Origin of the sequence: Bacteriovorax sp. BSW11_IV, from assembly GCF_000447755.1 — a bacterium.
Lineage (GTDB): Bacteria > Bdellovibrionota > Bacteriovoracia > Bacteriovoracales > Bacteriovoracaceae > BSW11-IV.
On sequence record NZ_AUNE01000058.1, the window covers coordinates 1 to 19,757 of the forward strand.

At 36.1% G+C, this 19,757-nt stretch carries 21 protein-coding genes; 12 read left to right on the top strand and 9 right to left on the bottom strand.

All coding sequences use genetic code 11. From position 1 onward, the window contains the following. A partial coding sequence (locus tag M899_RS18615; RefSeq protein ID WP_021272710.1) for a hypothetical protein occupies positions 1-305 on the top strand: 305 nt, incomplete at its 5' end. Then, entirely contained in the window at positions 302-946 is a 645-nt protein-coding gene (locus M899_RS16570) for a tRNA (adenine(22)-N(1))-methyltransferase TrmK (protein ID WP_021272688.1), read from the top strand. The genes M899_RS18615 and M899_RS16570, both read left to right, overlap by 4 nt. Here the strand turns inward: M899_RS16570 and M899_RS16575 are convergent. The 3 genes from M899_RS16575 to M899_RS16585 all read right to left on the bottom strand — a co-directional run bounded on the left by M899_RS16575 (position 943) and on the right by M899_RS16585 (position 2,154). Continuing rightward, positions 943-1,224 carry a hypothetical protein gene (locus tag M899_RS16575; protein ID WP_021272684.1) on the bottom strand — a complete coding sequence of 94 codons (282 nt, stop codon included), beginning with the start codon at positions 1,222-1,224 and terminating at the stop codon, positions 943-945. The two genes, M899_RS16570 and M899_RS16575, sit on opposite strands and share 4 nt — an antisense overlap. Before the next feature lie 88 nt (positions 1,225-1,312). Continuing rightward, on the bottom strand, positions 1,313-1,633 hold the full coding sequence (locus M899_RS16580; protein ID WP_021272735.1) for an AzlD domain-containing protein: 321 nt from the start codon (positions 1,631-1,633) through the stop codon (positions 1,313-1,315). Then, complete coding sequence (locus tag M899_RS16585; protein ID WP_021272739.1) at positions 1,630-2,154, bottom strand: AzlC family ABC transporter permease; 525 nt, start codon at positions 2,152-2,154, stop codon at positions 1,630-1,632. The genes M899_RS16580 and M899_RS16585 overlap by 4 nt, the downstream gene beginning before the upstream one ends. Before the next feature lie 95 nt (positions 2,155-2,249). On the opposite strand from M899_RS16585, the gene M899_RS16590 reads away from it, so the two are divergent. Continuing rightward, the gene (locus M899_RS16590) at positions 2,250-4,361 is read left to right on the top strand and encodes a patatin-like phospholipase family protein (protein ID WP_021272740.1); all 2,112 of its coding nucleotides are present in this window, start codon (positions 2,250-2,252) and stop codon (positions 4,359-4,361) included. A 98-nt stretch (positions 4,362-4,459) separates the two neighbouring features. Further along, positions 4,460-5,215, top strand: coding sequence for a ZIP family metal transporter (locus tag M899_RS16595; RefSeq protein WP_155897252.1), 756 nt, complete (start codon positions 4,460-4,462; stop codon positions 5,213-5,215). 42 nt (positions 5,216-5,257) lie between these two features. Here M899_RS16595 and M899_RS16600 read toward each other — a convergent pair whose 3' ends face one another. Then, positions 5,258-6,130: a trypsin-like serine peptidase gene (locus M899_RS16600; RefSeq protein WP_021272708.1), complete on the bottom strand. Its 873-nt coding sequence runs from the start codon at positions 6,128-6,130 to the stop codon at positions 5,258-5,260. A 226-nt stretch (positions 6,131-6,356) separates the two neighbouring features. Between M899_RS16600 and M899_RS16605 the strand changes: the two genes are divergently transcribed. From M899_RS16605 to M899_RS16625, 5 genes are all read left to right on the top strand, one after another. Continuing rightward, the gene (locus tag M899_RS16605) at positions 6,357-7,556 is read left to right on the top strand and encodes a hypothetical protein (protein ID WP_021272728.1); all 1,200 of its coding nucleotides are present in this window, start codon (positions 6,357-6,359) and stop codon (positions 7,554-7,556) included. Positions 7,557-7,641: 85 nt separating this feature from the next. Next, positions 7,642-8,415 carry an ABC transporter substrate-binding protein gene (locus M899_RS18620; RefSeq protein ID WP_021272718.1) on the top strand — a complete coding sequence of 258 codons (774 nt, stop codon included), beginning with the start codon at positions 7,642-7,644 and terminating at the stop codon, positions 8,413-8,415. A gap of 12 nt (positions 8,416-8,427) precedes the next feature. Further along, complete coding sequence (locus M899_RS18625) at positions 8,428-9,102, top strand: amino acid ABC transporter permease (RefSeq protein WP_021272736.1); 675 nt, start codon at positions 8,428-8,430, stop codon at positions 9,100-9,102. Between the two features lies 1 nt (position 9,103). Further along, positions 9,104-9,868, top strand: a complete 765-nt coding sequence (locus tag M899_RS16620; RefSeq protein WP_021272669.1) for an amino acid ABC transporter ATP-binding protein — start codon at positions 9,104-9,106, stop codon at positions 9,866-9,868. A gap of 98 nt (positions 9,869-9,966) precedes the next feature. Then, a complete protein-coding gene (locus M899_RS16625) occupies positions 9,967-11,007 on the top strand; it encodes a hypothetical protein (RefSeq protein WP_021272651.1) in 1,041 nt (346 codons plus the stop codon). On the opposite strand, the gene M899_RS16630 is transcribed toward M899_RS16625, so the two are convergent. After that, positions 10,988-11,329 carry a DMT family protein gene (locus tag M899_RS16630; protein WP_034730139.1) on the bottom strand — a complete coding sequence of 114 codons (342 nt, stop codon included), beginning with the start codon at positions 11,327-11,329 and terminating at the stop codon, positions 10,988-10,990. The two genes, M899_RS16625 and M899_RS16630, sit on opposite strands and share 20 nt — an antisense overlap. After that, positions 11,326-13,281, bottom strand: a complete 1,956-nt coding sequence (locus M899_RS18125) for a DEAD/DEAH box helicase (protein WP_021272645.1) — start codon at positions 13,279-13,281, stop codon at positions 11,326-11,328. Before M899_RS18125 ends, M899_RS16630 begins: the two co-directional genes overlap by 4 nt. Positions 13,282-13,424: 143 nt before the next feature. Here M899_RS18125 and M899_RS16640 point away from each other — a divergent pair, with 143 nt between their 5' ends. The 3 genes from M899_RS16640 (at position 13,425) to M899_RS16650 (ending at position 17,437) form a co-directional block, all read left to right on the top strand. Continuing rightward, positions 13,425-14,315: a CorA family divalent cation transporter gene (locus M899_RS16640; RefSeq protein WP_021272672.1), complete on the top strand. Its 891-nt coding sequence runs from the start codon at positions 13,425-13,427 to the stop codon at positions 14,313-14,315. A gap of 87 nt (positions 14,316-14,402) precedes the next feature. Further along, positions 14,403-16,211 (top strand): DNA helicase RecQ, encoded by a 1,809-nt coding sequence (gene recQ / locus M899_RS16645; RefSeq protein ID WP_021272674.1) that lies wholly within the window; start codon positions 14,403-14,405, stop codon positions 16,209-16,211. Further along, positions 16,211-17,437, top strand: coding sequence for a DEAD/DEAH box helicase (locus M899_RS16650; RefSeq protein ID WP_021272737.1), 1,227 nt, complete (start codon positions 16,211-16,213; stop codon positions 17,435-17,437). The genes recQ and M899_RS16650 overlap by 1 nt, the downstream gene beginning before the upstream one ends. On the opposite strand, the gene M899_RS16655 is transcribed toward M899_RS16650, so the two are convergent. From M899_RS16655 to M899_RS16665, 3 genes are read right to left on the bottom strand one after another with little or no spacing between them, the layout of a single operon-like run. Further along, complete coding sequence (locus M899_RS16655) at positions 17,438-18,178, bottom strand: Bax inhibitor-1/YccA family protein (protein ID WP_021272711.1); 741 nt, start codon at positions 18,176-18,178, stop codon at positions 17,438-17,440. Between the two features lie 3 nt (positions 18,179-18,181). Then, positions 18,182-19,018 (bottom strand): ion channel, encoded by an 837-nt coding sequence (locus M899_RS16660; protein WP_021272730.1) that lies wholly within the window; start codon positions 19,016-19,018, stop codon positions 18,182-18,184. Between the two features lie 40 nt (positions 19,019-19,058). Beyond that, positions 19,059-19,646, bottom strand: coding sequence for a YkgJ family cysteine cluster protein (locus tag M899_RS16665; protein WP_021272726.1), 588 nt, complete (start codon positions 19,644-19,646; stop codon positions 19,059-19,061). Positions 19,647-19,757: the final 111 nt, after the last annotated feature.

Below are 19,757 nucleotides of genomic sequence, written 5' to 3' on the forward strand. Positions count from 1 at the left end.
TGAATGTCGAAAAACTTAAGAAAAAAAGAATCGATGCGATTATTATCGATCAGTACAATCTTTTCTATCTTGATCCCAAGCACCAATTAAAAGTTTTACCTAATTCCCTAAAAGTTTTGCCACTAATGTTAGCGGGTAAAAAAGAGAATGTTGAGTACTTCAATAAACTTCTTATTAAATATAAAGAAAAGAAAAGTATCCAAGAAATGATAGAGTTGAGGTTGAAAGAGTTAGGTCACTTTTATATCGCAAATCATAGAAATTATTTTCTTACTCAATATTTTAATATGCCTTCTTATCTATGAAAAAAGTTTCTAAACGTATTGAGATCATCGCAAATATCCTTGAGGCAGAAGATAAAAATGTCTGGGATTTATGTTGTGATCACGGACAGCTCGGTTCCTATTTACTCGAAAATAAAAATGTTCGAAAAGTTTTCTTTGTGGATAGAGTTCCAAAAATTATGGATTCATTAGAGAAAATTCTTAATCACTCTTTTTCTAAAGAAAGGTTTGAATGTCAGACTCTTGATGCTCATGAAATTGATCCTACACCTAATGATGTCATTACAATTTGTGGCGTAGGGGGACAGCTCGCGATTTCTTTGATGAATGCTTTTTTAAAGAAATTAAAAGAAAGTGAATCGACTTATCTTATCTGTGCTCATTATCATATGTATGATTTGCGTTTGTTTTTAAGAGATAATCATTTGAAATTAATTTCGGAGAAATTAATTGAGGATCAGGGGAGAATGTATGAGCTTCTCTATGTTTCACATATGGGAAGTGAGGAAATTCCTCTTATTGGCAGTAAAATGTGGGATTTTTCAAATCTCCATCATATACGCTATTTAGATAAAACTCTTTCTCACTATCAAAAAAAAGGGCACCAAGAAAGTGCCCCATATCTTTTGTACAAAAACTTAAAAGATTCTCTTAAAAATTAATATGATTCGTAGTCTTCAGAAGAATCATAGACTTCTTCGCTCTGAGGCTCTGTCATGGGAGCTTCTCCAGATTCTTCTTCATCATATTCTTCTTCATTCATTTTCATATTAGGCTTTTTCATTTCGCCTTCCATGGGATTTACCATTGAATCCATAGAATCAATTGTTGGTTCTTGTTCCATCATCTCTGGTTCACTTTCGTAATCCTGCGCCATTGACGGCACATTGAACGCCAAAAGAAAAACAAAGAGGGGTAATAGGCCAATTAACTTCTTCATTAACACGTCCTTTGTTATCTCTTCATATTTTAACCAAAAATGTAGGATATTCAATTTTAAAAGACTCTGCCTCTCTAAGTGTTGAGAATTACGATGCAATAAATTTCAATAAGGTCATATAAATGGCCGTGGCAGAGAAAATACTCAAGAGAGTTCTTTCAAAGAGATAGTGAATCGCGAAGGCATAAACGCCTACAGCAACACGGATAATGTATTCTGGATTAGTTGAAAAATCGCGGTAGCAATAGACGATTAGAAAGAAAATGATTAAGTCTGTTAAATTCTTTTTGAAAAATTTATGAGCAAAAAATTTCGAAAAACTTTTTTGAAAAATTAAAGGAAGCAGTCTCGTAAGTTGAGTTGAGACGATGAGAATTAGAGTGAATGCAATTTTTTCAGTTATCGTCATATTTTCTTTCTCTTCATATTAGCGGCAAAGATAACAATAAAAAGAGCGATCAAAGAAAACTCGGCACCTTTACTCATTTCAATTACTGTTGCTGGTGCCATACTTCCAGCGACACAACCCAATATCCAGTAGAAGTGATTTAAGGCAAAAACTTTAAACCATTCATTATTAGTAAAGTTAACTTCATCATAAAAACTCATCATCCCATAGTTTTCATCTGTAAGTGCCATTAGCAAATAGGTTCGTTTCCAATTCTTTTGAAAGAGTCCTATTTTATTTAAAACATAGAAAATATGGCGTAAATTTAAAGTGAAAATTGTTATGAAGAGAAATGTCCAACTATAATCTGCTTTATAAAATTCTAGAGCGATAAATTGCGCTGCCCCTGCAAAACAAAATGTCGCAATCAAAAGTGCTTCAAATGGACTACCACCTTTGGCCTGAAATAAAATTCCGTAGGTCAATCCAAGGGTAAGATAACCTGTAGCAACGGGTAGAGATTTTATAAAATATTCTTTCATAGGAATATTTTAAAGATATTAATCAGCGCCGCAAGATTTTTCTTAAATTGATTTGTTTCTTTCCACTATCAAATCCTTTCATTACAATATTTTTTATGAAATTAATTACACTTTTCTTTTTTTTACTTCTAAGTACAAGCACAATTGCGGCGAGAAATTTTTCGCAAACAACAAGTGGAGGCGTTTCCCTTGGAGCTTACCAATCTGGGTATTTGTACTATCTGTCTAATTTTATAAAAAAAGAAAATGGCGCACACGTTACCACTGATGTTTTCACTGGTGCATCTGCAGGGGGAATTAATTCACTTATCACATTGATGGAAACATGCTCTGAAGATTTCTCGAATCCTATGGATTCTACGCATTGGAAATTTTGGGAGGGAATTGGATTAAATTCTATTTTTAAGGACAAAGATGTTAAGTCCTATAGTATTTTTAATAGACCAAACTCTCTTCCTTCATTGCAGGCATTAAGACTGAAATGGTTTAGAGGACTCAAAAAGGGATGTACTGTATACCTAGGTCTTTCAGTCACTCGTTTAAAAGAAGAGATTGTTCATTTAAATGAGAACTTAACTTTGGCCAAGCTTAAAGAGAATCTATCTTTCAAAATCACTGGTCAAGGACCAGGGATTGCACCGAAAGTCGAAAATTTTCCAATTAATCACAGTGGAAATATGGCCCTACCATTTTCAAAAAATGATGATTTAAAAAATTATGATTTACTTGAAAATATTCTTTATGCTTCTTCTGCTTTTCCTTTGGCCTTTTCTCCTGTTGAGGTTCAATACTGCTTAGTCAAAGCAGGTGAAAGAAGTTGTGAAGGAAAAGAAATTAGAGATAGCTTATTTGTAGACGGAGGAATTTTCGATAATACTCCTCTAAATTTTGCTAATAAAATTTTAAAATATTTGAAAAAGGATCAGCGATATGAACATATTGTTATGGATTCGAGTTCACATATTCTCACTGTGGAAAATAACGATAAAAAAGAGGCCCTCTCTGATGTCGATATTACAGAACTGACATACTCTTTATTTTCACGTTTTGTTAATGCTTCACAAAATTATGAGCTTTTAGATTTTGTTAATAATAACCCAGAAAAGTTAAAGAAAGTTCTCGGCACACGAAATGAGTATTCATTAATTAGTACTCCTTTATTTCATTTCTTTGGCTTTTTTGAAACAAGTTTCAGAGAGTTCGACTTCTACTTGGGAATGAATGATGCCCGTCAATTCATTCAACACCAGTTAAAACTTGAAGACACTCTTCTAAAAGAGCTTACAGCTAGAGATCAGTTGAAACTATCGTGTTTGGAAAACAAGGTGCATTGCTCTAAAGTTAATGACCAAAAATTCTTACAGCTTTTTCAAATCTCTCTTTATAAACTTTATTCATATTGTGACCCCAAGATTTTAAAGGACAATGAAGTTAAGGTCTTTAGTCATGAATGTAATCTTGCATTGAAAGGTAATAGTGTTCCCATTGTTTATAAGCACAAACTGAAAGATTGGCGTAAATTTGATGATGAAGGACCTCTTAGTTATTCAATAAGACTTCTTACCGCCCTCGATTTTAAATTCGATGAAATTATTAAAAGTGATGATCGCAGAGTTGTATTAAAAGATATTAAGAGCAAAATTAATCATATGCTTTCAATTTTTATCAGTAAGCAAAAAGACGATTTCTTTTTCAAGCGTGAATCTCTTGGGAAGAATGTTGTTGATTTAATTGCATACACGACTAAAAAGAATTATTGGTTTGTAAATTTTGGAAAATCACTTGAAATTGGCTACAAGTTAAATCCATCGGATTCAATTTTTTTAGATGATTTCAACTTGAGTCTTTCATTGATGTATCAAAGTACATTTCCATCAATAAACTCGGATCGTGTTGAACAGTCACTCATTCCAATGGCCGGTCTTTCATATCAAGTACCTTATTTAAGTTCTCTGGCCTATCAATTTTCATTGGGCCTTAAATATGGTTATCAATTTTCAACAGGAGATGATTCAGGAAAAGGAGAGTGCCAAAATGATTCTAGAAGCATTGTAGAATGCTCCACCAGCGTGAAGCAGTTTTATGCTTCATTGATGTTTTTAGATAAGTTAGGGCTGACCTATGCTTATCAATTTTATAGAAACCCTATAACTGACTCACATATTAGAGATAAGTACCTGTTTTTAACGGTTTACATCGATCTTTAATAGATTTAGCTTATTGGTCCATCACTATTATATAATTTATTTCAATCGCCTTTCTTGCGATCATAGATACATGACCACTTTGGGGTGGGGGAGTTTCTATGAATACAATTTTTGGATTAGCAGTGATAGGTGGGGTGGTGAGCTTATTAAGTACATCGCTCGGAGCTGCATTAACCACATTTTTCACATCATCAAATTCTAAGGTAAAAAAGCTGAGTATATCGATGGATTTTACTTTAGGGGTTATGCTTTCAGCAGTGGCCTTTTCCCTTGTCGGCCCTGAACTTGTTGCTTCTTTTAATGAACAAAGCAAGCTGAGATTAGTATTAGCATCTTTCTTTGTGGGGATTCTTTTCATTGGTCTTCTAAATAAGTTTGTAAATTTCAAGATGGATCACAATAAAGGACAAAGCAAAGTTTTTAATTCATCAAAGATTGTTTTGGCGTTGGCACTTATTTTACACAATTTGCCAGAAGGTATGGGGGCCGGAGCTAGTCTTGCGGCCATGGACTTTGCAAAAGCTCTTCCTATTCAAGTTGTCATTGCTGTTCAAAATATCGTTGAAGGACTTGTTTTAGCATTGTGTTTTATATCTTTTGGTCTTTCTACTAAGAAGGCCATAGCGTTTAGTATTGGATCAGGTCTCGTCGAATTATTAGGTGCCATTATCGCAGGAATCGCATTAAATTTCTCATTAATGTGGTTGCCAGCTCTTTTATCAGTGGCCGGTGGGGCAATGTTGATGTCAGTGCTTATTGAATTTCAAGAGGGGATTAAAGAGTATCGAACTTTTTCTAAATATCAATTTTTATCGGGGATCTTAATAGTGCCTGCTATCAATATGTTTTTTTAGGTAAAAAAAAAGGGTGTCTAAGACACCCTTCTTTTTTAGATATTAGTTTCTAAAGAAGTCGATACTTGTGATTTTTGTAACGTCTTCACCGCGGCACTCTTCCATTCCACAGTAAACAGGAGCTTGACATGACTTACCGTCTTCCCCTCTTCTCCAAGTATAGTCAGTGTGACCTCTTACAAGGATACCTTCAACTTCACCACTTGTAGCATTGAATACAGCTGAACCTGAGTTACCAGCAAATGTATCAAGGTTTGCTACGAAGTAAACATCATTGCTACTTGTTCTTACGAATGCATCGTCAGCAACTTTTGTTGGAAGACCTGTTGGGTGACCAATAACAAGAATTTCCTCTCCAACTTGAATATCCCCAGACTTTCTGAAAGTAAGGGCCTCTCTGTCAGTAACAACTCTATCAAGTTCAATAACAGCGTAGTCATCTTGAGTTGAAGAAATTAGTTTTCTTTCAACTAGTTTAGAACAAGTGTATACACTGCTCTTAGGAACAGTATATTCAGTTTGGTTTTCAGAAGTTTTAGCAAAGTCGAAAACCCAAGCAGTTCTCTTACATGCAGATTGAGAAGTAACACAGTGACCAGCAGTTACCATATATTGCTTATCATTGTGCTCAACTAAGAAACCAGAACAGCTTGCAGAAGTTACCTGACCATTAAATTTCTCATCAGAGCAAACTTTAAGTTTTGATCCAGTTAGTTTGTATGTATCGCTTGAAATTTCTTGTAGGTTGCCAGTACTAACCATACCAGCTGTTGATTTTGCTAGTTTAAGGTGTAGTGGGTTAGTTACTTCGAAAATGTCTAATCTATTATCTTCTCCATAAACTACCTTATCCATGGCGTTTACGTTCACGTTAAGAAGTAAAACAGATGCTGTAAAAATCGTCCATAATTTCATAAATCATCCTTGTAATTTTGTTCGAGGTTTCATTATCAGTGATATCAATCTTTTTATGAAGTACTTTTTAGTACTTGTTTCTTGTTGAAAGAAAATATTAGAAATGTAGAAGACTGTTTTAGTTGGTTATTTGAGAATTCTTAAATTCTGTTTTTCTAATTACTTAACTTAAAGAATCTCAATCTAAGTCCGATAAACAGGGAAAGGTTTTTTATTAGGATTTGAAATGAGTCAAAAAGAAGCAAAAGCTGTTTGGTGGATATTCTGTGTTATTTATTTCATCATACTTCTTGCGGTATTCGTTCTCCATGCAGCTGTTGGATTCAATATTGAGAACCTAGGTTCTTTAAAATATACGTTAGTCTTTATGGTGCTGGTCTACTTCTTTATTAAGATGATCGCAAAGCACTTCCACGCTCAATGCAGCCCTGTTAAGTATTACTTTATTACTTTGGTCATTTTAGGATTGAATTTTCTTTTTCAGAATTCATATGTGAACAAGTACAATTATACTTTTAAAATGGAAGATGAGAAATTCAACCATATTGGTCCGTTCAAAATGGCCAAACTTCCGTCTACAAGAGTTTATCTGGCCATATATGGCGCAGTTGATGCTCTTTCTTTTCGCAGCATTGATAAGGAGATGATGGATTATATGAGAGAACATCTCGTTGAGTTTTCTCTTTATGAAGAAATGAAAATTCTTTTAGATCCAGAGCATATCAAAAATACATGTAAGTTTTTTGCTAATGAAAATAATCCTGAAATAGAGTGCGCTAAGCATTTGATGACGACAATTAATGATCGTTATACTTTTTTGGCCACTGGAACATTTCTAAAAATCCATTTGTTATCAGATTTTGCAAGACTGTGTCTGGAGAGAAATTCAAACGAGAGATTTCAAAAAATTCTCGATCTTAGAATGGCAAATTATGCATACCGCCTCATCTATGAAACGATGGATATTGATCTCAAGACTATGAAAGAGGCCTCACTTTTGGGCTTTGGTTACAGACATGAAAATAAAAATAAACTGACACGTGTGGATCGATATCTTGTTTTAAGAGATATTCAGGCCATCCGCGAAATAGTATTAAATCTTGAAAAAAGTGGGCAAGACACAGTAGATAGTTATCTCCAAGATAAAGACTCTTCTGAACTCTTGCGTTTTAGTGAACTTTGGTACGATGACATTGCTCGTTTAAAAATTGCCGCAAAAAAATATAGTGGTCCACTCTACAGTGAATCTGAATCTGATTTTATGGAAATCTTTTCAAAAGTAAGATCAGAGTCATTGGTCTATAAATTAATGTCTCAGGTATTTTCATTGGAAACCAATCTTGATGGAAAGAACTATTTACTGGGCCTAGAAAAAAATTCTAAACAGAATCGTTTCATTAAATTGGTACAATCTTTAGATAAATAGTGACCGATCGTTTTCGGCGGATATTTTTTATTCTGGATATCTAGACAAAATGCTCCTAAAATTAAATAAATTTTAGGAGATTATTATGAAACACATTCTTATTTGTCTATGTTCTCTCTTTTTAACTTCTCAACTTACATTTGCAAAAGGTGATCTTGCTGCTCTTCAAAAAAGAGGAGTTCTAAAGGTCGCTGTTGATACGACGTATCCCCCAATGGAATACGAAGATGAAAATGGGAAAACGATTGGCTTTGATGTTGATATGGCAACAGAGCTGGCTAAACGCATGGGTGTTAAGGCCGAATTTGTTGTTATGCCATGGGATGGTATTTTGGCCGGACTAACGGGGAAGAGATACGATGTCATTATATCGAGTATGAATATTACTCAGGACAGATTAAAAGTTGTTAACTTTGTTGAGTACGCAAAAATGGGACAGATCTTCATCTCAAGACAAAAAGATGAACCTGTAAAGACCGTGAAAGATCTTGCAGGAAAAGTTGTTGCAGTTCAACGAGATACAACTTCGAGTGAAGCTGTAGATGGTTTCAAAAAAGATGTCAAAATTAAAGATATTAAAACTTTTGTCGCTGCAACGGATACATTCTCAGCATTGAAATCACGTCAAGCTGATGTCATCGTAATTGATGAGCCTGTTGGAAATTATTATGTGGCCCTTGATTCTAAAACATTTGTTGTTACTGGACAGGCCATTGCTCCTGAGCCTATTGGTATTGCAATTCGTAAATCTGACAGCGAAGTTTATGCTGAGATTTCAAAAGTAATGGCGGCGATGAAAAAAGATGGTTCATTTAATACAATTTATAAAAAATGGTTTGGGACTGAACCAAAAAATTAAAAGTAGGATAGTTTGGAACAGTTAGGATTTTTAGATTTTTCTTTTCAAGTCGTTATCCCAAGACTCATTCAGGGGATGGGGATAACGCTTCAATTAACTCTTATTAGTGCGGCCTGTGGGCTTTTTATTGGATTATTACTCGCTCTTTTTAGAATTAGTAAAAATCCAATACTAGGTGCTTTCTCTATAAGCTATATTACTTTCTTTAGAGGGACGCCGCTTCTTTTACAAATTCTTTTCATCTATTTCGCAGTTCCCACTATCTTTGATATCACGCTGGATTCATTTCCCGCAGGTGTTCTGGGGTTGAGTTTGAATTGTGGTGCTTATTTTGCTGAGATCTTTCGCTCGGCCATCGAGTCTGTGCATAAAGGACAACTCGAAGCGGCCAGAGCACTTGGTCTTGGTTACTGGCAATCAATGATTAGAATCATTATCCCACAAACTTTTAAGAGACTTATTCCACCTATTGTAAATGAGCTTGCGGCCCTATCAAAAGATACATCACTTGTCTCTGTTATCTCTCTTGCTGAACTTCTCTATACAACTCAGAGATTAGGGGCAAAGTATTTAAGACCTTGGGAAGTCTATTTTTGGGCAGCAGTTGGTTACTTATGTATTGTTTTGATGTTCACACTCATCTCAACATATGCTGAGAGACGATTAGAGAGTAAGGGTGGAGTTTAATATGAAAGAAATCATTCAAGTTAAAAATTTGAGAAAAAGTTTTGGCCACCAAGAAATTTTAAAAGGAATTGATCTCTCAATTAACAAAGGTGAAGTTCTGGTTGTCATCGGCCCAAGTGGTTCAGGGAAATCAACACTTCTTAGATGCGTAAATCACTTAGAGGTTCCAACTTCTGGTGTCGTTTATTTCAATGGTGAATCTATTGGCGTTATCGAAAAAAATGGTAAGCACGTTAAGAGAAAAGAAAGTGAACTAGATAAGCAGCGCTCACATATCGGAATGGTTTTTCAATCGTTCAATTTATTTCCACATATGACTGTTTTGCAAAATATTATTGAAGCGCCAATTAGGGCAAAGAAAATGGATAAGGATAAGGCCATTGCTCTTGCAAAGGAGCTTTTGGCCAAAGTTGGCCTGGATGAAAAGGCCGATGCTTATCCGCGCTCTCTATCTGGAGGCCAACAACAGCGTGTGGCCATTGCTCGTGCCTTGGCCATGGAGCCAACTGTTATGCTCTTTGATGAACCGACTTCGGCCTTGGATCCTGAGCTTGTGGGCGAAGTTCTTGAAGTTATGAAAGATCTCGCAAGAGAGGGCATGACCATGATGGTGGTAACCCATGAGATGGGCTTTGCGAAGGAAGTGGGCACCGAAGTGGTTTTTATGGATCATGGCCAAATAGTTGAAAAAGGGAAGCCTGAGGATGTCTTTTCACACCCTAAGGAGCCGAGAACACAACAATTTCTGGCAAAAATCCTCCATTAGAAAAGTGTCTATTAAATAGTATTACCTTATAGATTTTTCTATCTTAAGGTAAATTTTTAGGGTTTGAGGTAGGGTGAACTCCACACAATGGAGCACATATGAAATTCATCCTACTGGCCCTAATATCAAACCTTATTCTCGTTAATTGCTTTGCTATTGATTTAACTGAAGAGATAAAGCTCTTAAATCGTGACTACGGTAGAGTCATGGATTATCCCATTGTTATCTTTGATAAGAAGGAAGTTGTACCCCTGGTGGCAGGAAAATCGGAGAGTGAGAGCTCAGATATTATTAAAAAATATCTCTTAGATAAATATGAAATTCAGGCGACCGATAATGAAGCGTATAATTTAGTTCCTTATTTCACAGTCATGAATGGCTCCGCAGTTGCTCTTCCTTTTTTTCAAGGAACGTGGAGAGATAAGCGAGTTCATTTTTGTGCGGTATTACCTAATGGAAATGATAATGATCTAAAATCTGAAGTGAGACGTATCTTAGGTCACGATTCAAGAACAAACGTTTATGACGGTTTTGATTTTTCTTATTTTGAAGAGAATTTCACACTAGAAGAGCTTTATCTTTTTTCACTTTATCATGAACTTTCTCATTGTTTAGATACTTACTTTTTACCAAAAAATTATGAAGGTGAGCCAAGTGGGCACGGAGTCCATAAGTCGGAATCATTTGCTGAAGTTAATGCACTTTTCTTGCTAGCACAAAGAAAAGGCATGAAGAGGCTGGGAGCAAAAAGAAGTCTTATACGTACGACTTATTCAAAATACATGGGCCCTTATTTTGCAGATAGTGACACTCCCATTTTTGGCGGTCAGCTTGTTAAACAAGGAGGTGTGATCTACTTCCTAACGCCAGCGATCTTGGCCGCTCAGAGACAACTTGAGAATTTTAATAGAGATGTTGTTGATTACAATCTCCAGCAAACACTTGAGTTATCGCGAGAAATTGTCGATCACCACGCCATTAACTCAAGAAGTTTTCACGCTCTTTTTATGGCCTACCAAGATGGATTTGAAGATGCGGGAGATCACTACAAGAAAATGGCCCAAGAAGTTCCTGAGCTCTTTTTAAATACATACTATGATCTAATATATTATCAGACGATTATTGAGGCGAGTCTCTAAAAATAAAGAAGACGGCCATCATCAAACACAGGCCCGCATACAAATAATTTTTTGTAATGGGGGCCTTCATATAAAGAATACTAAAAACCACAAATACAATCATCGTAATGACTTCTTGAATGATTTTTAACTGCGCCAGAGTGAAGTAATTTGACCCAATTCGGTTAGCAGGGATTTGAAAACAATATTCAAAAAAAGCAATGGCCCAGCTAATTACAATAACTGTAAATAGAGGGCCAGATTTATGATTTTTGAGATGACCATACCATGCGAAGGTCATGAAGATATTCGAGAGAGTAAGTAACAGAACAGTTCTTATCATGCATTTTCAGACTTTAAGCTAATTTCAATTCGCTTAAGTCTTCCATCTCCAATTGAATTTGTTTGAACATGCGTATCTTTGCTTAGGTACTCGTGAACAACTCTTCTCTCGGCCGGATTAAGCGGCTTCATTAGAATTGGTTTTTTACCTTTTAGTACTTTACTCTTAAGACCATCTACGATGTCAGTAAGAGACTTTTCTACTTTCTTAGAGTCAGTCGAGCGTGCGATCACCTTTAAGTTTCTTGGCATTTGAGTTTTATTGATAAGGTAGGCCCTTGCCAATTGTTCAAAAGCACTTAAAAGCTCGCCGTTATTTTTAATCAGAACTTTTTCATCTGCACCTGTAAAATTTAAGAAAACAGTATTCTTTTCAAAACTAACTTTTACAAAAATTTTCAGTCTTAAGTACTTAATAATTTCGATTAAAAAAGGAGTCACTAATTTCTTATAGATTGGTTTTAAAGTTACTTCATAAGTATTAGTTCTTGGTCCAAAGAAGAAGAATTTCTTACGTCCAAGTTTTTTAATAGCAATATTTAAAAGGTCTTTGTCATTAATCTGAAAATACCCTAGAGCACTTGTGATAATATCATCTTCACTAGAGGCCATGATTTCAAAACGTCGAGATGATTTTTCTTCAGCAATTGATGGAACAAAACTAGGATATTCTGCGGCAACAATTGGCTTAAGGTTAACAGGTTTGTCGTCAAATCCTCTTTTGTCTTTTTTACCACCACGACGATCAGATGATTTCTCACTATCTTTATCGACAAGTCTAAGTGTCTTGTAATCAATTTTTGGTTTAGGACAAATATCTTCAGCAAAAGAAGATTCATCTAGATCAAGCAGAGGGATTTTTGAATTAATATATTCATAAATCGCATCAAGGCATTGGCAATCTTCAAATGAACAGAAGCTGATGGCCTCTCCCGATTTACCAGCACGTCCAGTTCTACCAATTCTATGAACATAGTTCGCAGCTTCAATAGGCAGATCAAAGTTCACCACAAAGTTAACGTCTTTAATATCAAGACCTCTTGCCGCAACATCAGTACAAACAAGAATAGTAACTTCCTTAGAGCGGAAATCTTCCATCAGTTTAGTTCTTTTTTGTTGTTGCAAACGACCAGAGATTGGCTTGGCCTTAAATCCCATTTGAATCAGCCATTCAGCAAGAAGGTGAGTCTGGTATTGTGTATTACAGAAAATAATTGCGTAAGCATCTTCATGACGACGAAGGAGATTTACAAGAAGTGGCATCTTCTCATCACTTTCAATCATCGCAATCTTATGATCAATATGATCCACAAGAATTTTATCTTCGTTAAGTCTTAGCTCTTTTGGGTGAGAGTGGAATTTGTAGGCCGTCGACAAAACGTCCATATTTGTTGTGGCCGAAACCATGACAAGTTGTCTCTCTCTTGGAACTTTATTTAAAACAAATTCGATATCTTTTTTGAAACCCATGTCGAAAAGTCTATCGGCCTCATCAAAAACAACACCCTGACATTTTGTACAGTCGATCATTTTTTGTTTAACGAGGTCAACTAAACGACCTGGAGTGGCAACGATGACTTGAGGGTTACCTTCAAGAATCTCTTTTTGCTTATCAATGCTCTCGCCACCAATAACGCAAACTGTACGTAGACCTAAGTCTGCTCCAATTTGGCTGAATACTTTATCCGTTTGTTGGGCGAGCTCTCTTGTCGGGCTGATGACAAAGTAGAGACCTTCCATATTATTTTGAATAAGCTTTTGTGTGATGGGAATGGCAAATGATCCCGTCTTACCGCTACCTGTTTCTGCTAGGGCGAAAATATCATCACCTGCAAGAACTGGTTCAAGCGTCATTTCTTGAATACCAGAGGCGTGTGTAAAACCAATTTTTTCAAGTGCGTTAATAAGAGTTGAGTCTAACTGAAATTCTGTAAATGCTAATTTTTTATCCATGGCCCTTTATACCCGAATTTTATCCTTCTGACTAAATATTGTTCGTAAAACCCTAAAAAAAACTTGATTAAGGCATTTTTGATTCCAATGTGCCCTAACTGTTAGTTATAATTACTTTAAAAGTATGAAGCTGCGGAGGAATCATGAAAAATCTAGAGGAAATTGTACAAGGGATAAATCCTGTTTATGAGCAGTATTTAAATAACCCTGAGCAACATTCTGGTTTTTTCATTGAAGATGACTTTCAGCTACTAATCTTGCGTGGATTGAAATTTGACGCAGAGGGATTACATATCCATTCCTACGGCTTTTTGATTAAAGAGCACAATATCTACGCTTATAATCGCAAGGATCAATGTTTGTATGAAATAGATAATTCTTACCTCGGTCTTTATGAGCGCATTAGGCCTTACTATGATCGAAACCATAAAATTTTGGGAAGTTATATCGAGGAGATTGATAAAGTTGAAGATGAACTTTATGCGATGAGAGCTCCTGCCCACTTTATGGAGACGTGGTTTAATTTGAAAAAAGATGTGTCGCGCATTGAGCGCTACTATTCTCGAAATATCGATGTCATTGATGAGTTTTTAGAGTGGGTGGAGAAGTTTGATTTCACAGGTCTTTCTGAGTTTAGATCTATTCGTGAGAAAATTGCTTCTCAAATTGCCCAGTGTCAGTCGCAAATGAATAAACTCGAATCGCTATATAATTATTTTATTTCAATCAAGAATGACCGATTAAATAAAAATATTTATCTGCTCACAATCATTTCGGGGATTTTCTTACCGCTAAATCTTATTGTAGGTTTTTTCGGTATGAATACTGAGAATCTTTTTTTCAAAGAAAATCCTTTTGGAACTAATTATGTGCTTATGATATTGGCTGGGGTCTTCTTGTTTTTCATTATCGGTTTTCCGATCGTGAAATTTGCTGATTTTATCTTGTCTAAGGTTTTTGGGCGTAGCCGCATTTACAAAAACATTTCCAAAAAAGTAGAAAATATCTCAGATGCATTCAAGCTCGACTTGTAATTTCAGTTAACTAGCATATCTGGAGGCCCCATCGTATTGGCTAGACGCATAAGCTGTGGTAGTTTTCGTTAAATCAAGTTGGGAATAATGGACAGACAGAAACAACTCAAAAAATTGCTCAAAGAAGTCTTTGGCTACAAGGACTTTCGTCTTGAGCAATCTAATATCATAAATTCAGTTCTAGATGGCAATGATACCATGGCCATTATGCCTACAGGTGGTGGGAAGTCTTTGTGCTATCAGATACCAGCACTTTTTGGCGATGGGCTTTGTGTTGTAATCTCACCATTGATTTCTTTGATGAAAGATCAAGTTATCAACTTGAAACAAAATGGTGTCGAAGGCCATTTTTTAAATAGCTCCCTTTCCAGCGACGAAAGAAGGGAAGTTGAGAGAAAATTGAGAAGAGGGGAAGTTAAAATCCTCTATATCGCTCCCGAAGGAATTTTATCTCAGTATATTTTAAATCTTTTAAGTGAAGTGAAGTTGAATCTCTTTGCTATTGATGAGGCTCATTGTGTATCACAATGGGGCCATGAGTTTAGAAAAGATTATACAAAACTCTCAATTTTGAAAGATACTTTTCCAAGTGTGCCGATCCTGGCCCTTACTGCAACTGCTGATAAGCGTACCCGTGAGGATATGGCCCATCAGTTGCGATTGAAAAACTTCAATACCTATATTTGTTCTTTTGATAGACCAAATATTCAATATACGATTTGTGAAAGAGAAAATGAAATTGAACAGCTTGATGAATTCATTCAAAAATTTCATAAAAATGACACTGGTATTGTGTACTGTCTTTCGCGGAAAAAAGTTGAAACGATTACAGAGAAGTTAAAAGATCTTGGTTATCACGCCATTTCCTACCATGCAGGTCTTTCGTCTGAAGAGAGAAATCGCAATCAAGAAATTTTCTCAAGTGCAGATCAAGTAATCGTCGTTGCAACAATTGCTTTTGGAATGGGGATTGATCGTCCTGATGTGCGCTTTGTTGCCCATTTAGATTTGCCCAAGAGCTTAGAGAGTTACTATCAAGAAACGGGTCGTGCTGGACGTGATGGAAAAGAGGCCAGCGCTTGGATGCTTTATGGCCTATCAGATGTGGTAAAGCTTTCTCGTATGCTTGAGATGACAGAGGCCAGTGAAGAATACAAACAGTATGCCCGCTTTAAATTAGATTTCATGTTGTCATTATGTGAAACAACTAGTTGTCGCAGAAAAATGCTTCTAAGTTACTTTGATGAACATATTGATGATTGCGGCAACTGTGATTGTTGCCTAGAACCTCAAGAAATGTGGGATGCCACAAAAGAAGCGCAGATGATGCTCTCATGTGTTTATCGTACAGGTCAGCTTTATGGTTCTAGCTATCTCATCGAAGTTCTAAGAGGCAGCAAAAATGCCAAAGTTCTCGATAGAGGTCACGATACTCTAAGTGTTTATGGCATAGGTAAAGATGTCGATAAAAAAGTTTGGGATGCTTTATTGAGACAGCTTCTCATGACTAATTATATTGCCATTAAAAATTTCGAATATAGAACACTCGCTCTAACTTCTCGTAGTAAAGAACTTCTAAGAGGTGAAGTGTCTCTTAAACTTCGTAAGAAAAAAGAAGAAGGCCAAGTTAAAATTATTCAAAAAATCCTATCGGGAAGTGCTCATACAAGTCATGGGCGCGAGGATCTGTTTGAAAAACTAAGAGGCCTTCGAATGGATATTGCTAAAGAAATGAAAGTCCCACCTTATGTGATTTTTAACGACAAAACTCTTCATGATATGTGCAATATCATGCCAAGATCAAAAGATGAGATGTTGATGGTTAATGGCGTAGGGCAAAGTAAGCATGAAAAATATGGTGACCAATTTTTAAAGGTCATAGGAGAGTATATTTAATGAAATTCAGTGATATGGCCCTTTGTGAAACTTTGCTGAAAAATGTAGAAAAGCTTCACTATAAGAGTCCAACACCTATTCAAGAAAAATCTATTCCTCATCTATTATTAGGAAAAGATCTTATTGGAGTAGCTGAAACAGGTTCAGGAAAAACAGCTTCGTTTTTATTACCGCTTCTTCAATATTTTCATTTGAATCCTCGCGAATTGAATGAAAAGCGCAAGATTAAAGCTCTTATTTTGGCCCCTACAAGAGAGCTTGCTCATCAAATCAATGATAGTATCTCTCGTTATGGGAAAGGTCTTGGGCTTAAGTCGACAGTTATCATCGGTGGTGTTGGTCCCAATCCACAGCTTAAAGAGATTAAATTAGGTGTTGATATTCTCGTTGCAACAACTGGCCGCTTAGTTGATTTTTTACGCACAGATGAAGTCGATCTTTCTCTCGTAGAATATTTTGTTTTAGATGAAGCTGATAAAATGCTTGATCTTGGATTTAGTGCAGACGTTGAGAGAATTGTAAAAAAACTCCCTAAAAAAAGACAAACGGCCATCTATTCGGCAACAATGCCTGATCGTGTAGATGAGTTGTGTGAGAAAATTCTTACTGATCCAATTCGAGTTGAAGTTGGAATTCAAAATGTTCCAATTGATAGAATTGAGCAGAAAATTTATTTTGTTCGTACAGAGAAAAAAGAGCGACTCTTGGCCGTTCTTCTTGATAAAGAGAATATTAAAAAGGCCCTTGTCTTCACTAGAACAAAAGAAGCCGCTAATCAACTCGTTATCGATATAGCAAGGCATGGATTTAAGGCGCTTGCTATTCATGGCAATAAAACAAATGGTGCCCGCATGAAATCACTTAATGATTTCAAAAAAGGGGAAATTGAAGTTCTTATAGCTACCGATATTGCGGCCCGAGGAATTGATGTTCCTGATGTTGAATGTGTTTTTAATTTTGAACTTCCAAATGAAGTTGAAAACTATGTCCATAGAATCGGAAGAACAGCGAGAGCAGGTAAGAATGGTCGCGCTATTAGCTTTTGTGATATGGATGAAGAAGAAGAATATCTTACAGCTATTGAAGATTATTTAGAGTTTTCAATCCCTGTTGATGAAAATCTGCCTTATCTTGGTGGAAATAATGTCATCAAAAGAACAAAGCACAATAAAAAAAGGCCACAACAAAAAGGTGGCCCTGTTAAGAAGACAAATAAGAGAAGGTAATTACCTTCTCTTATTTAATTTTGATAGAAGTCTTAGAATTTCAAGATATAACCAAATAAGTGTAATCAGTAGACCAAAGGCCGAGAACCATTCCATATATTTTGGAGATCTCATTCTGGCCGATTGCTCGATAAAATCAAAATCCATAATTAAATTCAAGGCCGCAAGACCAACTACAAATAAACTAAAGCCAATTCCAATTGGGCCAGCTGAGTGAATCATTGGAATTGATGTTCCAAAAAATGACATGATAAAGCCTACGAGATAGACAATACCAATGGCCGCAGTCCCAAAGAAAACACATTTTTTAAACATTGGAGTGGCCTTTAGAAAGCCCCAACGATAACTCAGTAGCATTACGGCAAAAACAGCAAAAGTCAGAGTTACAGCATTGAAGACAATTCCAGGCATACGCAGTTCATACATTGAAGAAATTGTACCAAGAATAACACCTTCAACTAGTGCGTATACAGGTGCCGTGATTGGGGCCCAATTCTTTTTGAAGATCGTCACTAAGTAAAGTACGAAACCAAAGATAGCACTTCCAATAATCATTGGCATAACATTGCCAACGAGTCCTTCTGTCATTATTTGGTTCCATGTATAAATAAAAGTACAAAGAAGAAGTGCAAAGAGAATGAGCGTTTTATTAACAGTTCCAGTGATTGTCATATTATCACTTGAAGCTCCTGCCATATTATAGTTTTTTGTTTGAAGCATTGGATTTGATGATCGGAACATAAGTTACTCCTCGTATACTTTATTAAAATTTGCAAAATCAATTGTGCGTGATCCATCTTCTTCACGATTTAAAATATCAGCGAAGCGAGCACCACAGATGATGTCGTTAGATTGATACATTTTCACAGCGTGAATTGTTTGACCATAAGTATCGTCAAGACCTAAAAGTGAAACAACAAGTTCAATTGTCGAAGAAGAAATTTTTTCATCTGACATTTCAAATAATGGGCTATTCTCATCTATGATGTGAACACCTGTTAAACTTAATGAGAAAAATGGTGTTTTAGATTTTCTTAATTTTAACTCTTCAAATTTTCTAAGATGAATCCCTTCTTTAGAAACTGTATCATAGAGCATTGTAAGACCAATTTCAGCATTCATGATACGGTTGCTGCGAGCATTGGCCAAGCGAAACATTAGGGCCCTTTGTCCTTCAAAATTTGTGATAATCATATTTTTAGTGAACATGATATGGACTTTTGGCAAAGAGAACTTGGAAAAAATAAGGCCCGTCATTAAGGCAATTGAGAGCATACCGCTAAACATTTCTATGACAGAGATAAGGTTTCCGTAAAAGCTAATGGGGTGTATTGAGCCATAGCCAACAGTCGAGAGCGTTTGGACGCTAAAGAAAAAGCTATTAAGAAATGTGTGTTCGCCACTTATTGAATTTGGCATTACAAAGTACAGGGTGGCGAAAATAATATTTAATGAAAAGTACACTAAAAGAAAGAAGAGAATGAACTTAGCCCAACTTAGTTTCATCAGGTGAAAGTAAAGATCATCTTTTAATGAAAGAGGGGCATTCTTTTTCTTTATATTGTATAGGTTTTCGCGCATGTATTAATTCTAGTGGTAGTCTTTAACATACGCAATGACTCTAGGCGCTACGATTTCCTTCAAAATATGTAATGGACAGAACCTTTATAAGGGCCAATTTTAGGGCCTCATTTATAGGGTAAAGCTTATTGCCTAAATAGGGGTCGAGGAGTGTGATTTTTTTTGCGAAATCCCCAATGACAGGAGCGTCAATGGGGTCTAGGTTTTTTATTGTTTCAGGAAAGGCTTCCTTAATATATTTACAGATACTCATGCTTTTGTTGCCGTTTTTATCTCTCAGGGCGGCGGCCCCAAAAGATCGGCAAACAGATGGTCGAAACTCGTAATTCGTGCAATGTCCTTTTTTACCGTCCAGCGAAAGGCGTTTGTAGAAGACACAGACAAAGTCTTGTGAATTTTCTAATTGTTGTAGAAATTGTTCTGCGAACTCTACGCCGTTTTTATCTACAACTGAAAACGCCGTTGGAAGCATTTCTAAAATACTTGCACTGATTTCAGGACTAAGGCAGCATGCCCCGCACCCACTTAAACAAGGAAGTCCCATTTGTTGTTGATAGTTGGAGAAAGTCTCATTGGACTCTCTATAGATCGACTCAATATGCCCCGCGATTTCTCTATGCCAATTCATTGCAAAACCTACACACGTAAAAGCCGAGACGAATTCTATTTAGAAATAAAATTTTGGCAAGAAAAATCGTTCGAAATAGGTGTCCCACCTGTCTTTTTTTCAGTAGAATGG

Excerpts from the sequence above, each read along its gene's own strand:
- M899_RS16570 (WP_021272688.1), top strand. The coding sequence starts at position 302 with ATGAAAAAAGTTTCTAAACGTATTGAGATCATCGCAAATATCCTTGAG.
- M899_RS16575 (WP_021272684.1), bottom strand. The coding sequence starts at position 1,224 with ATGAAGAAGTTAATTGGCCTATTACCCCTCTTTGTTTTTCTTTTGGCG.
- M899_RS16580 (WP_021272735.1), bottom strand. The coding sequence starts at position 1,633 with ATGACGATAACTGAAAAAATTGCATTCACTCTAATTCTCATCGTCTCA.
- M899_RS16585 (WP_021272739.1), bottom strand. The coding sequence starts at position 2,154 with ATGAAAGAATATTTTATAAAATCTCTACCCGTTGCTACAGGTTATCTT.
- M899_RS16590 (WP_021272740.1), top strand. The coding sequence starts at position 2,250 with ATGAAATTAATTACACTTTTCTTTTTTTTACTTCTAAGTACAAGCACA.
- M899_RS16595 (WP_155897252.1), top strand. The coding sequence starts at position 4,460 with ATGAATACAATTTTTGGATTAGCAGTGATAGGTGGGGTGGTGAGCTTA.
- M899_RS16600 (WP_021272708.1), bottom strand. The coding sequence starts at position 6,130 with ATGAAATTATGGACGATTTTTACAGCATCTGTTTTACTTCTTAACGTG.
- M899_RS16605 (WP_021272728.1), top strand. The coding sequence starts at position 6,357 with ATGAGTCAAAAAGAAGCAAAAGCTGTTTGGTGGATATTCTGTGTTATT.
- M899_RS18620 (WP_021272718.1), top strand. The coding sequence starts at position 7,642 with ATGAAACACATTCTTATTTGTCTATGTTCTCTCTTTTTAACTTCTCAA.
- M899_RS16620 (WP_021272669.1), top strand. The coding sequence starts at position 9,104 with ATGAAAGAAATCATTCAAGTTAAAAATTTGAGAAAAAGTTTTGGCCAC.
- M899_RS16625 (WP_021272651.1), top strand. The coding sequence starts at position 9,967 with ATGAAATTCATCCTACTGGCCCTAATATCAAACCTTATTCTCGTTAAT.
- M899_RS16630 (WP_034730139.1), bottom strand. The coding sequence starts at position 11,329 with ATGATAAGAACTGTTCTGTTACTTACTCTCTCGAATATCTTCATGACC.
- M899_RS18125 (WP_021272645.1), bottom strand. The coding sequence starts at position 13,281 with ATGGATAAAAAATTAGCATTTACAGAATTTCAGTTAGACTCAACTCTT.
- M899_RS16640 (WP_021272672.1), top strand. The coding sequence starts at position 13,425 with ATGAAAAATCTAGAGGAAATTGTACAAGGGATAAATCCTGTTTATGAG.
- recQ (WP_021272674.1), top strand. The coding sequence starts at position 14,403 with ATGGACAGACAGAAACAACTCAAAAAATTGCTCAAAGAAGTCTTTGGC.
- M899_RS16650 (WP_021272737.1), top strand. The coding sequence starts at position 16,211 with ATGAAATTCAGTGATATGGCCCTTTGTGAAACTTTGCTGAAAAATGTA.
- M899_RS16655 (WP_021272711.1), bottom strand. The coding sequence starts at position 18,178 with ATGTTCCGATCATCAAATCCAATGCTTCAAACAAAAAACTATAATATG.
- M899_RS16660 (WP_021272730.1), bottom strand. The coding sequence starts at position 19,018 with ATGCGCGAAAACCTATACAATATAAAGAAAAAGAATGCCCCTCTTTCA.
- M899_RS16665 (WP_021272726.1), bottom strand. The coding sequence starts at position 19,646 with ATGAATTGGCATAGAGAAATCGCGGGGCATATTGAGTCGATCTATAGA.